The 12,233-nt window shown below is 64.7% G+C and carries 13 protein-coding genes; 5 read left to right on the top strand and 8 right to left on the bottom strand.

The annotated features are described in order from the left end of the window. Positions 1 to 44 precede the first annotated feature (44 nt). The 3 genes from AC4D6D_RS08080 to AC4D6D_RS08070 all read left to right on the top strand — a co-directional run bounded on the left by AC4D6D_RS08080 (position 45) and on the right by AC4D6D_RS08070 (position 2,748). Positions 45 to 968, top strand: coding sequence for a helix-turn-helix transcriptional regulator (locus AC4D6D_RS08080; protein ID WP_491324880.1), 924 nt, complete (start codon positions 45 to 47; stop codon positions 966 to 968). 114 nt (positions 969 to 1,082) lie between these two features. Beyond that, entirely contained in the window at positions 1,083 to 2,264 is a 1,182-nt protein-coding gene (locus tag AC4D6D_RS08075; RefSeq protein WP_491324879.1) for a sulfotransferase family protein, read from the top strand. A 10-nt stretch (positions 2,265 to 2,274) separates the two neighbouring features. Beyond that, positions 2,275 to 2,748, top strand: a complete 474-nt coding sequence (locus tag AC4D6D_RS08070) for a VOC family protein (protein ID WP_491324878.1) — start codon at positions 2,275 to 2,277, stop codon at positions 2,746 to 2,748. A 6-nt stretch (positions 2,749 to 2,754) separates the two neighbouring features. On the opposite strand, the gene cofH is transcribed toward AC4D6D_RS08070, so the two are convergent. The 3 genes from cofH to cofE are packed head-to-tail and all read right to left on the bottom strand — an operon-like array spanning position 2,755 to position 6,808. After that, the gene (gene cofH, locus AC4D6D_RS08065; RefSeq protein ID WP_491324877.1) at positions 2,755 to 5,073 is read right to left on the bottom strand and encodes a 5-amino-6-(D-ribitylamino)uracil--L-tyrosine 4-hydroxyphenyl transferase CofH; all 2,319 of its coding nucleotides are present in this window, start codon (positions 5,071 to 5,073) and stop codon (positions 2,755 to 2,757) included. 11 nt (positions 5,074 to 5,084) lie between these two features. Beyond that, the gene (cofD, locus tag AC4D6D_RS08060; RefSeq protein ID WP_491324876.1) at positions 5,085 to 6,029 is read right to left on the bottom strand and encodes a 2-phospho-L-lactate transferase; all 945 of its coding nucleotides are present in this window, start codon (positions 6,027 to 6,029) and stop codon (positions 5,085 to 5,087) included. Further along, on the bottom strand, positions 6,026 to 6,808 hold the full coding sequence (gene cofE / locus AC4D6D_RS08055; RefSeq protein WP_491324875.1) for a coenzyme F420-0:L-glutamate ligase: 783 nt from the start codon (positions 6,806 to 6,808) through the stop codon (positions 6,026 to 6,028). Before cofE ends, cofD begins: the two co-directional genes overlap by 4 nt. A gap of 85 nt (positions 6,809 to 6,893) precedes the next feature. Between cofE and npdG the strand changes: the two genes are divergently transcribed. Next, positions 6,894 to 7,544: an NADPH-dependent F420 reductase gene (npdG, locus tag AC4D6D_RS08050; protein ID WP_491324874.1), complete on the top strand. Its 651-nt coding sequence runs from the start codon at positions 6,894 to 6,896 to the stop codon at positions 7,542 to 7,544. Then, positions 7,541 to 8,185, top strand: coding sequence for a 2-phospho-L-lactate guanylyltransferase (gene cofC, locus AC4D6D_RS08045; protein ID WP_491324873.1), 645 nt, complete (start codon positions 7,541 to 7,543; stop codon positions 8,183 to 8,185). Before npdG ends, cofC begins: the two co-directional genes overlap by 4 nt. 93 nt (positions 8,186 to 8,278) lie before the next feature. Here cofC and AC4D6D_RS08040 read toward each other — a convergent pair whose 3' ends face one another. From AC4D6D_RS08040 to AC4D6D_RS08020, 5 genes are all read right to left on the bottom strand, one after another. Then, complete coding sequence (locus AC4D6D_RS08040) at positions 8,279 to 9,925, bottom strand: alpha-D-glucose phosphate-specific phosphoglucomutase (protein ID WP_491324872.1); 1,647 nt, start codon at positions 9,923 to 9,925, stop codon at positions 8,279 to 8,281. 90 nt (positions 9,926 to 10,015) lie between these two features. Next, positions 10,016 to 10,645, bottom strand: a complete 630-nt coding sequence (locus tag AC4D6D_RS08035) for a JAB domain-containing protein (protein ID WP_491324871.1) — start codon at positions 10,643 to 10,645, stop codon at positions 10,016 to 10,018. Further along, positions 10,552 to 11,061, bottom strand: a complete 510-nt coding sequence (locus tag AC4D6D_RS08030; RefSeq protein ID WP_491324870.1) for a hypothetical protein — start codon at positions 11,059 to 11,061, stop codon at positions 10,552 to 10,554. The genes AC4D6D_RS08035 and AC4D6D_RS08030 overlap by 94 nt, the downstream gene beginning before the upstream one ends. 61 nt (positions 11,062 to 11,122) lie before the next feature. Then, on the bottom strand, positions 11,123 to 11,464 hold the full coding sequence (locus tag AC4D6D_RS08025) for a hypothetical protein (protein WP_491324869.1): 342 nt from the start codon (positions 11,462 to 11,464) through the stop codon (positions 11,123 to 11,125). A gap of 66 nt (positions 11,465 to 11,530) precedes the next feature. After that, positions 11,531 to 12,085, bottom strand: coding sequence for a helix-turn-helix transcriptional regulator (locus tag AC4D6D_RS08020; protein WP_491324868.1), 555 nt, complete (start codon positions 12,083 to 12,085; stop codon positions 11,531 to 11,533). Positions 12,086 to 12,233: the final 148 nt, after the last annotated feature.

The following is a 12,233-nucleotide window of genomic DNA, read 5'->3' as shown; positions in this document are numbered from 1 at the left end:
CATGATTTCGGGCCAAGGACCCGACACGTCCGGGAGAGCCTGCAATGCCGGATAACCGCTCCGCCCATACGCCGACGATGATCGTCGATGCGGAGCTCTGCGCCGCCGGAATTACCGCGCGGATCGTCCGTTTCGACATCCCCGAACCCACCGATACGCGCCATGCCGTCGGCGCCGGTTACCACGTCAACATGTGCCTGACGCCGCGCCCGCTGGAGTCACGCGGCGGTTATCGCGAGCGTTGGGGGCCGCATCGGTTCGAGCGGCTGGGCGACATATTCGTGATTCCGCCGGATGAGTCGCTCTACATTCGCGGCGGCAGCGGCCGACAGGCATCGCTGGTCTGCTCCATCGACGCTTCGCTCGTGCACGATCTGCTGGGCCGCGACCTGCCGTGGGACGATGCCCATCTAGCCGCCGCGCTCGACATCGGCAGCGCACAAGTGCGCGCGCTGCTGTTCCGCATCACCGCCGAAGTGCGCCACCCCGGCCTCGCCTCCCAGCGGATGCTGGAACTGCTGGGCAGCGAACTGGCCATCGAACTGGGCCGCTACGGCCTGGAAGTTTCCGAAAGGCCGATGACCGGCGGCCTCTCCGGCTGGCGGCTACGACTGATCGAGGAGCGACTGGCAAACGATATCACCGCGCCTTCGCTCAAGGATCTTGCGGATCTGTGCGGGCTGTCGGTGCGGCAGCTGACGCGCGGCTTTCGCGTCAGCCGCGCCTGCTCGATCGGCGACTATATCGAACAGCGCCGGATGGAAGCCGCCAAGCGCCTGCTGATGGAGGGCGAAAGCGTGAAGACCATCGCCTTCGCCATGGGCTTCGCCTCCCCCTCCAGCTTCACCTTCGCGTTCCGCCGCGTGGTGGGTGCAAGCCCCAGCACGTTCCGCCAGCGGCAGGGACGCGCGCTTGGCTCGATGGCCACCGTCGCGGCCCGGTCGGGTCTTGGCTTGAATTCGACATAACGACCCGACCTCGCGCGTCAGCCGCATTGCCAATCGACCTCTCCCACAGGCTATCTCATGCTCATGAGGTCGCCGCAGCGGCCCGCATCGAGACACGGGAAAGAGGATCACGCAATGGCCGAGCAACTCACGGCGGACAAGCTCGTTGGCGACGCTCTCGTCGAACAGGCGATGAAGGATACCGGAATCCGGGACTTCGACAATGACACGTGGCGCGAAGGCTTCGACGTCTTCGTGGACGACTTCAACGCCGGCATCGCGCGCGGCCAGTACACCGAGGGCGGCATCGCCCGCGCCACCGCCGATACGCTGCATTACCTGCGCGGCCGCCTGAAGATTTCCGACTATCTGCGCCAGAACCCCGAACTGCTCAGCCGCCCGGTCGAAAAGCCGGTCTTCGTGATGGGCGTGCCGCGCACCGGCACCACCCTGCTCTCCAACCTGCTGGCTGCCGATCCGGCGCGCCGCTCGCCGCTGACCTGGGAAATCGACGATCCGGTGCCGCCGGTCGCCTCGAAGGAACTGCTGACCACCGACCCGCGCGCGCAGGCCCGTCTGGCGCAGGAAAAGGCGATGCTCGAAGCCAATCCGGCCATGGGCAAATACTATCGCGGCTCGGCCGTCTATCCCAACGAATGCGTGTTCTTCATGGCGCACGACTTCAAGACGCTGATGATCGATTCCAAAGGCAAGCTGCCGGGCTACAAGGAGTTCATCTTCTCCTGCGACATGACCAGCGCCTACGAATACCACAAGAAGTTCCTGCAGGTGCTCCAGCAGAACGCCGGCGGCGTGTGGAACGTGAAGAAGCCCAGCCACGCGCTGTGGCTGGAGACGATCTTCAAGGTCTATCCTGATGCCCGCGTGCTCTGGGCGCACCGAGATCCCTTCGCGGCTACCGGCTCGCTCTGTTCGGTCATCTCGCTCAGCCACATGGCGCACATGGGCAAGCCGGACACCGCATGGCTCAAGGAAAACTACACCTGGCAGGCGGCCGAGCACGCCAACCGGATCATGGATTTCCGCGACAAGTACGGCGAGGACAAAGTGATCGACGTCCATTACGCCGACATGACCGCCGATCCGATCGGCACCATGAAGAAAGTCTACCAGCAGCTTGGCGACGAATGGACCGCGGAGGCGGAGGCCGGCATCCAGCAATGGGTGGACGACAACCCGCAGGACAAGTTCGGCAAGCACGAATACAAGCTGGCCCAGTACGGCATCGAGAAGGCCGAGCTTGATCCGCTCTTCGAACGCTACCTCTCGCGCTACGACGTCGCACGCGAGGGCTGAGGAGAGACCGATGCTCGAAGGCCGCCATTACCAGAACGCCTACGTCTGCGACAATCTGGAAGCCGGGATCGAACTGTTCCGCGGGCGCGGGCTGGCCCGCGAACCGATCGTCATCCCGGTGGATCAGCAGGTGCTCACCCCGCAGGGCCTGAAGCGCCAGAAGGGCCGGATCTGCTTCATCTGGATCGGCAAACTCCAGATCGAGCTGATCGAGAACGAGATCGACGAAGTGGGCATCTACGCCAATTGCCTGTCGAATGGCGGCCCTCTGCGCTTCCACCATATCTGCTTCGGTGTCGACGACTGGGCGGACTTCCGCAAACGGGTCGACAGCCAGGAGTTCCCGATCGCCATGGAGCGTCCGGAAGGCGACGATCCGAACGCGCTGAAGTTCCTCTACCTCGATGCGCGCAAGGTCTTCGGGCATTATATCGAGTATACCTGGATGCCCGATGCCATGTGGCAGCAGATCAAGGCGATGTAGAGGCCCTCAGACCTGCTCCAACACCACTTCGCCATAGAGCGTGGTGCGCTGCTTCAGCGTGCGACCGACGCTTTCCGCCGCCGTGCGCAGTTCGGATATGGTCACGCCCTGCCCGTGCGACGCACCTGCTGCGCGGCTGATGCTCTCATCCATCAGCACGCCGCCGAGGTCGTTCGCCCCCGCCGCCAGCACGGCGGCGGCGCCGTCCATGCCCAGCTTCACCCACGAACACTGGATCGAGTTGATCGCCCCGTTGAGCGCCAGACGCGCCACCGCGTGCATCATCACGGCCTCGCGCCAGGTCGGCCCCTTGCGGCACTGCCCGCGCCGATAGAACGGTGCCTCCATATGGACGAGCGGCAGCGGCACGAACTCGGTGATGCCGCCTGTATCGAGTTGAAGATGGCGCAGCGCCAGCAAGTGCCTCGCCCAGTGCTCGATGCCTTCGAGATGCCCGAACATCACGGTGGAGGTCGTCGGCAGGCCGACACGGTGCGCGGTGCCGACCACGTCCAGCCATTCCTGCGTCGTCAGCTTGCCGGGGCAGATCTGCTCGCGAATGTCGTCGCAGAGGATCTCGGCCGCCGTGCCGGGGAGCGAGCCCAGCCCCGCGTCCTTCAGCATCATGAGATAATCCCGCACCGGCATCCCCAGCGTGCGCGCACCCTGGCTCACTTCCAATGGCGAGAAGGCGTGGACATGAAGGTCCGGACACGCCGCCTTCACCTCGCGCAGGATCGAAAGGTAAGTTTCGCCGGTATAGCTCGGGTGGATGCCGCCTTGCAGGCAGACTTCGGTCGCCCCCCGCTCCACCGCTTCACGGGCGCGACCGGCGACTTCGGACAAGTCGAGATTGTACGGCTTGTCGCGGAAACCCGCCTTGCTGCTGGTCTTCGAGAAGGCGCAGAACGAGCAGGTGTGGGTGCAGATATTGGTGTAGTTGATGTTGCGATTGACCACGTAAGTCACGGTATCGCCGCTGACTTCGGCGCGCAGCGCATCGGCCGCCGCGACCACCGCCTGCGCCGCCGCACCGCGCGTGGCGAAAAGCGCGACGATCTCGTCTTCGCTCAGCGTCACCCCGCTCGCCGCGCGGTCAAGGATGCGATGGAGCGACGCCGCGACCGGCCCGGCATGGTGCCGCCCCAGCGGAGCGCGAACACTGCCCGGTGCATGCTGATCGGCCAGACCGGGGCTCCAGACGCTGTCCCGCGCCAGCCCCTCGGCATCGGCATGGCGCAGCACGGCGGGACGGATCGCCGGATCGAGCCATGAGCGGTCCTCGCTCATCACGAAGCGCGGATAGATCGTCAGGCGCTCGACCAGCGGCAGGCCCTTTGCCGCGCAGATCGCGCGTAGCCGCTCCACTTCGGGCCAGGGCGCTTCCGGGTTCACATGATCGAGCGTGACCGGAGAAATGCCGCCCCAATCGTCGATCCCGGCGTCGATCAGTTCGACAAGCCGCTCATCATTCAGATTGGGCGGAGCCTGTACCGAGACTTCATCCGGCAGCAGGATGCGCGCGGCGGCGACCACGCGCAGGAAATCCGCCTCGCTCGCTTCCGGCGCGCGGGCCATCTTCGTGCCCGGCTTGGGGCAGAAGTTCTGGACGATCACTTCCTGCAAGTGGCCGTGCTCGCGGTGCAGATCACGCAGAGCGATCAGCGCGTTGATGCGTTCTTCCGCCGTCTCGCCGATGCCGATCAGCACGCCGCTGGTCATCGGCACCCGCGCGCGACCCGCCGCCGCCAGCGAGGCGAGCCGCAGCGCCGGCACTTTGTCGGGCGAGCCATGGTGGCACATGCCCTTTTCCAGCAGCCGCTCCGACGTGCTTTCCAGCATGAGACCTGCCGAAGCCGCGACCGGGCGCAGCAAGCGGTAGTCCTCCTCCTCCAGCACCCCGGCGTTGACGTGCGGCAGCAGGCCGGTTTCCTTCAGCACCAGTTCGGCGCAGTGGCACACGTAATCCACGGTGCGCGCAAAGCCCCGCTCCGCCAGCCAGTCACGCGCGGCGGCATAACGGCGCTCCGGAGCATCGCCCAGCGTGAACAGCGCCTCCCGGCAGCCCGCAGTGGCCCCGGCGCGGGCAATATCCAGCACTTCCTCAGGCGTGAGGTAAGGCGCTTCGAGCCGCGAGGGCGTGGTCGCGAAAGTGCAGTAATGGCAGACGTCGGTGCAGAGCCGCGTCAGCGGGATGAAGACCTTGGGCGAATAGGTCATCCGCGCCGGACCTCGCGCGTCACGCCGGCCCCTCGCGCCGTCGGTGACCTCCTCCAGCGGAGCGGCCAACAACCAGGCTTTCAACTGGCGGGTCTCATCCTGCATCTGCTCACCCTTCAGATGCCTGCGAGGGCAAGCACCTCCTTCGCGAGCCTTTCCCTGTCGGCGGCTTCGCGCATCATTGTCGTCGTCACGGTGACCCCGAGGCCCCGCGCCTGCAAGCCAGAGACATCGGCCTCATCTGCATGGTCGATCAAGAGGTGGTCGAGAAGATCGCCGTAGTGATGAGCGATTGCCGCATTGCTCACCGCCAGCCCCCGCTCGGCCAGCATCTTGGCCAGCGGTCCCTTCACCGAAGTTCCGCCGACGATCGGCGAGACCGCGATCAGCGGCACCCGCCGCGCCGCCAGGGCCGCCCGCACGCCGTCGAGAGCGAGGATCGGATCGACGCTGAGGAAGGGGTTGGACGGGCAGACGACGATGGCGGCAAGGTCTTCCCGTGCCAGCGCGTCAGCCAATCCGGGCGAGGGTTTGGTCCCCGGCACACCCTCGAAACGCACATCGGAAACAGCCGGAATGCATTGATATCCCACGAACCAGCGCTGAAAATCAGTCCAGCCTGCCTCGGTGAGGACCTGCGTGCGCACCGGATCGTCGCTCATCGGCACGACCGGGTGGGCGATGCCGAGTTCGCCCGTCAGTCGCGCCGTCACTTCAGAAAGCGTCTCACCTGCGCGCAGCCGCCACGACCGCGCGATGTGCATCGCCATGTCGCGGTCGCCGAGGTTGAACCATCCCTCCTCGCCCAGCGTGCGGAGCATGGCCATGGTCTGCCATGTCTCCTCCTTCACGCCCCAACCGCGCTGGGTGTCGTTGAGCCCGGCCAGTGCATAAGTCACGGAATCTATGTCAGGACAGATAGTTAGGCCGATATGCTCGAAATCATCGCCGGTATTGACGACGATCGTGAGGTCTTCCGGCGCCATGACCGCCGCGAGCCCCGCCGCCAGCTTCGCCCCGCCGACACCGCCCGAAAGTGCGAGTATGTGTTTGCGGCTCATTGGAACATATCCAGCTCTATAGGCCGAAGCCCGCTCACCGCGCCCGGCCCGTCTTCCTCCGTCACCCAGCGCTCGCAGCCACGCACCAGCGCGACCGGAGTGCCTTCGGCGCCCTCACCCATCGCCAGCGCCGCCATGGCGGCAACCGAGTCTGCAATGCCGATCACCGTGGCCTGAAGCGTGCGACCGTAAAGATCCTGCGCGCGGCCACGGCGGTCCTCCAGCACGGTCAGTCCCGCGCAGCCGATGGCATGGCCCAAAGTACCGATCCGCCAGGCCCGCCCCATCGAATCCGCGATCACCACGCCGATCCGAACTTCACACGCTTTCTGAAGTTCGTCCCGCAGCGCCCGCGCCGAGGCATCGGGATCGAGCGGCCAGAGCAGCACCCGCCCCGCCTCTCCGCCTTCCACGTTGGATGCGTCGATCCCGGCATTGGCCAGCACGTGCCCGGTGCGATGCGCCGCGATCACCGCTGCCGGAGTGCGGCGCAGGATGTGAGAACTCTCCTCAAGTATCGCCTGCATCATCTCCGGATCGCGGGCCGTTGCACGGGCAAGTTCATGCGCTTCCTCAGAAGGCACGAACTCCGCAAGATCGCGTGTGCGGCCCTCCACCTTGGAGACGATCTTCTGCGCCACCACCAAGATATCGCCATCGCGTAACCGGTCGTCTTCACCCTCAAGGCTCGCGCATATCGCTTGCGCAATCGACATTCCGGTCGCGAACATAGGCAGCCCGGTCAGCGGTCGCACGGTCAGTTCTGGGTTTCGCTTCATCGGCCCTCCCGAGCCACCGTGTCTAAAGCCGCCGCACCGGGAACGACAATGACAACGGCCAAGAATTCGCAGGGGAGATAATCTGATGGCAGCGATCGCGGTGATCGGGGGAACCGGTGCGCTTGGCAAAGGTATCGCGCGCAGGCTCGTCAAGGCAGGGCATCAGGTAACCATTGGCTCCCGCACGGCGGACAAGGCCCGTTCCACGGCCGAGGAACTGGGCGCGGCGGCCTATGCCGAGAACGGCGAAGCCGCTCGGGGCAAGGATGTCGTGATCGTTACCGTGCCCCATGCCTCGCAAGGCGATACGCTGCGCCGGATCGCCAGCATGGTCGGCTCCGCCGTGGTGGTGGACACCACCGTGCCGCTGGTGCCGCCCAAGGTCATGCGCGTGCAGCTTCCCGCAGAGGGCAGCGCGGCCATGCAGGCCCGCGAACATCTGGGGCCGGACACCCGCCTCGTCACCGCGTTCCACAACGTCTCCGCCCACCACCTCGACAGCGATCACGCCATCGACTGCGATGTGCTGGTCTTCTCGGACGACGTGGAAGCGCGCCAGACCGTGGTGGACTTGTGCCCCGGCATAGGCCTGCGCGGCCTTTCCGGTGGCGCCTTGGCCAATTCGGCGGCAGCCGAGGCGCTGACCTCGATTCTCATCTACATGAACAAGACCTACAAGGCAGACGGGGCCGGAATACGCTTCACCAACCTCACCGCCGCTCCACAAGTGCCGTGAGCTGCTGGGCACTCATCCCGGTCAAGGCGCCTGGGCTCGGAAAAACCCGGCTGGCCTCCGCGCTCGATCCCGATGAGCGGGAAGCGCTGGTTTCAGGCATGTTGCGCCATGTGCTCGATACAGTGAGCGGCTGCCGGGCGATCCAGCGCGTCTGCGTGCTGGGACCGGCGCGCCCCAATCTGGGCAGCAAGGTACTGCGCTTCGACGATCCGGGGCCGGACCTCAACGGCGCATTGGAAAGTACGATGGCGGCGATCACTGCCGCGGGTCCGGAGCGCCTTCTGGTGCTTCCGGCAGACCTGCCCTGTCTTGCCCTGGCCGACGTCGAACGCCTCGCTAACCTGGGACCCGAAACCATCGGCATTGCACCGGACCGTCATCGCACCGGGACCAATGCGCTATCGCTGCCATTGCCGACAGGTATCTGGTTTCCTTTCTCTTTCGGCCAGGACAGCTTCTCAACCCATTGCGAAAACGCGAAAAATCTCGGACTTGCCGTGGAAGCGATCCTCTCCTGCGGACTGGAGAAAGATATAGACGACCCTGTCGATCTCGCTGATGCCGTTCGCGCCTTGAGGCATGTCTACAATCCGGCGCTCAACCGTCGGCCCCGCTCCGGGGGACGAAAACAGCCGACTTGAGCGAACGAACACCCCGACCGGAGCATCGGATCCCCGCGCCGACCGGAGTTGCTCGGCGCGGGGATCCTACAATATCCGATCGGCGTCCGGCCTTCAGGTCACCACGTCGGGGAAATCGCGCCCGGTATGCCGCTCGATACCAGCGATCACCTGTGCCGCCGCGATCTGCGGTTCCAGCATCGCTCCGGTATCCGCGTCGATCTCGCCGCTGGCAGGCTCGTAGCGCTCCAGATAGACCCGCAGGGTCGCGCCCTGAGTGCCGGTGCCGGATAGGCGGAAAACGACGCGGCTGCCGTCCTCGAACAGCACCCGGACGCCCTGGTTCTCGCTGATCGAATGGTCGACGGGATCGGTATAGGCAAAGTTGTCGGCATGGGCGACGGTCAGCGGTCCGAAAGCCTTGCCCGGCAGCGCCGGCAGCGCTGCCTTGAGCTGCGCCATCAGCGTTGCGGCAGCTTCGCTATCAACTGCTTCGTAGTCGTGGCGGGCGTAGTAGTTACGCCCGAACCGCGCCCAGTGCGTGCGGGCCAGCTGATCGACGCTGATATCGCGTACTGCCAGGATGTTCAGCCAGAGCAGCACCGCCCAGAGACCGTCCTTCTCGCGCACATGGTCGGAACCGGTGCCCGCGCTTTCCTCGCCGCAGATGGTCACCATTCCCGCATCGAGCAGGTTGCCGAAGAACTTCCAGCCGGTCGGCGTCTCGAAGCAGGGAATGCCGAGCGCCTCGGCCACCCGGTCGGCAGCGGCGCTGGTCGGCATCGAGCGGGCGATCCCGGCCAGACGGCCGCGATAGGCCGGGGCGATCTCGATATTGGCCGCCAGCATCGCCAGCGAATCCGAAGGGGTGACGAAGCGACCACGACCGATGATGAGGTTGCGATCCCCGTCCCCGTCCGATGCCGCGCCGAGATCGGGCGCGTCCGGCCCCATCATCACGTCGTAGAGATCCTTGGCATGGATCAGGTTGGGATCGGGGTGATGACCGCCGAAGTCCTCCAGCGGCGTTCCATTGACGACAGTGCCGGCAGCAAAGCCCAGCCGGTTTTCGAGGATCTCGACCGCGTAAGGCCCGGTCACCGCACTCATCGCGTCGAAGCGCATGGTGAAGCCGCTGGAAACGGCCTTGCGGATGGCGTCGAAGTCGAACAGTTCCGCCATCAGATCGGCATAGTCAGCAACCGGGTCGAGCACCTGCACGACCATCTCGCCGACCGTAACTTCGCCCAGCACGTCGAGGTCGATGTCCTCGGCTTCCACGGTCAGCCAGAGACCGATCTCCCGAGTGCGGGCAAGGATCGCGCCGGTCACGCTTTCCGGCGCCGGGCCGCCGTTGGCGATGTTGTACTTGATCCCGAAGTCCTCGTCCGGACCGCCGGGATTGTGGCTGGCGGAAAGGATCAGGCCGCCGCCGGCGCCGTACTTGCGGATCACATGGCTGGCCGCCGGGGTCGAGAGAATGCCACCCTGCCCCACGATCACGCGGGCATAGCCGTTGGCGGCGGCCATGCGGATCGCCTGCTGGATCACCGTGCGATTGTGGTAGCGACCGTCACCGCCGATCACCAGCACCGAACCTGACTGCGGCTTCACCACGTCGAACACCGACTGGATGAAGTTCTCGGCATAGCCTGGCTGCTGGAACACGCGCACTTTCTTGCGCAGGCCGGACGTTCCCGGCGCCTGTCCCTCGAAAGGCGTGGTCGGTATGGTAACAATGTCGGTCAAACCAATCTCCATGAGGACGTACGGCAGGGGCGCGAATGCGCTCGCTCATATAGATAGCCTCTACGACAATCGGGTTGCACGTCCCTTAAGTCAAATCGCCATCTAAATCAGACCGTTGTCACTCATGCTGAAGATACCACCCTTCGCCACGACGAAATGGTCGTCCAGATTGAGTTCCAGAGCGGCCATGACCTGCCGAAACGTGCGGGTCGACTGGATGTCGTCGGCACTGGGGGTCGGATCGCCGGACGGATGATTATGGACCAGAATCAGTCGGCGGGCATCAAGATCGAAAGCGCGGCGAACGGTTCGCCGGAGCGGCAGTTCGCAAGTCGACTGGCGCGTTCCGCCGTGGAAGTCCTCGGCGATGAACAGCCCGGTGCCATTGAAGAAAAGCACCATCACGCATTCCTCGCGGCGTCCCAGCATCCTGCGTGCGAGATACTGACGGAACGCCGGGCTGGTCGTATCGACAGGCTCGCCCAGCAGCATTTCATGCGCGGCAACTGCCGCAAGATCGCGAGCGGCAACGATCAGCGCCGCTATCGCATGGCGATTGAGGCCCGATTCGTCGATTTCCTCGGCCAGCGCCTGTGCCGATGCGGTATGGATCGTGCTCAGCGAACCGAAGCGCTGGATCAGACGGCGGGCAACGACCTCGCTCTGTCCACCGACGACGGGGCGGAGTATCTGCGCCAGGACGGATAACTGCCCCGTTTCCTCTGCCGCCACATGTGAAAGGCGAGCCCAAGGGCCATCGCCAGGAGTTGGACGTAGGAGGGTATGATCGCCATCACCTGATAGGCCGTCTTGTGGACCTCGACGATCCCCAGCCTGTAGAAGTGGCTCGAAAAGGCGATGATCTGCGCCCCACCTATCCATAACGGGTAGAACCTGTTGGCCTGAAGCGCGACATAGCCGATGCCCAGCAGGCCCGACGTGTCGATCGCCAAATGAACGACATCGATCCCGTGATAGACCAGCAGGTCCGTGCCGCGCCCCAGATGATAGATGCGATCGGCAACGACCATGCCCAGCATGATCCCGGCCAGGACGCGTTCGGGAACCCCGCCGCGTCGCCAGGCCACGAGAAAGAGAAGAAGCAGAAGCCCATATTGCAGGTAGGCCCGCGCGTCCCAGGTCAGCATGAAAGCCCCCCATGGCCATGCTGCCGGAAACGCGCGGAACCCGCGATCATGCCTGGGTCGCTCAGGCGGATCGCAAAAGCTGGGTATTTTCCGCCAGATCGATCTTGTTGTCTGGGCAGGCTTCCGGCTCGTCGAAGATAGCGTTGACGTCGCGGCCGATGCCCAGAAGTTCCTGGTGGACGCGGATCATGTCGTTCTGGCTTTCGAGCAACGTGCGCTGCGTCTTGGCAAGGCGCATCAGCGCCGTCTGGCCAGTGAACGTCTTCACCCCATCCGCCTGACGGGCGAGCAGCATCGATTCCATCAGGCGGGCCGAAGCGAGCAGGGCGGAATCGAGCGAGAGTTCGGCCTCGGGAAGCTGGCGGGCGATCCGGGCGGTGGCAGCGGAAATCGTGATCGACATAAAGTCCCCCATCGAGCAGCATCGGCCCGGTCGATGCGCCTGAAAACGTCGTGGCTGGAGGCTGGATCAAAGCAGGTTGCTCAGCTTGGTGGCCAGGTCCAGACCGAACACCGCAACGAGGAGCAGTCCCCCGGCGATGGCGATCATGGCGGCCGTGCGGCTGAGACCCGCATTCGCTCCATCGAGCACCTCCGGAACGACCCGGGTGAATTTCTCTTCCTGCCAGGGCGCCGTTACTGTGAACGTGGCGCCATCTGCCAGGGTGAGCCTTTCGACCAGTTCGTCCCTGCCCCGATCCTCATCGAAGAGGGCCATGGTCGGAACCTGAGGATTCTTCTCTGGTAGCGGATTACAGGCTTCGTCCTGCTCCGATTGATTCTGATCCTGTTGGTACTGCCTGTAAGCGCGCGCCAGTTCGGCGCGCGGCGGAGAGCCGGTGCGGCTGCGCACGCCCTCGATCCGTTGATTGACCGCACTTTCGGAAATGCCCAGCTCCCACGCGATTTCCTTGCTCGTGCGGTTTTCGGCCACGAACATCAGGACTTCGTGCTGCTTGGATGTCAGTGACGGAAACACCGCCAGAATGCGTTGAAACTGCGTCATGTCGCCGTCGGGGTCCATTCGACCAAGGTCCATAACGCTACCGAACCATCCTCGTTCCGTCGTGCCCCGCCATGCCGCCGCGCATCGTACGAATTATAGGTCTTCTGCAATCGCACTATCAACCCGCTACAGGCGTCAATTTAACCACATCGAACGTAACAAGACA

It is taken from the genome of Novosphingobium sp. BF6 (assembly GCF_058273105.1).
Note: the sequence above shows the minus strand (reverse complement) of the source record. Positions and strands in the feature narration are given on the sequence as shown.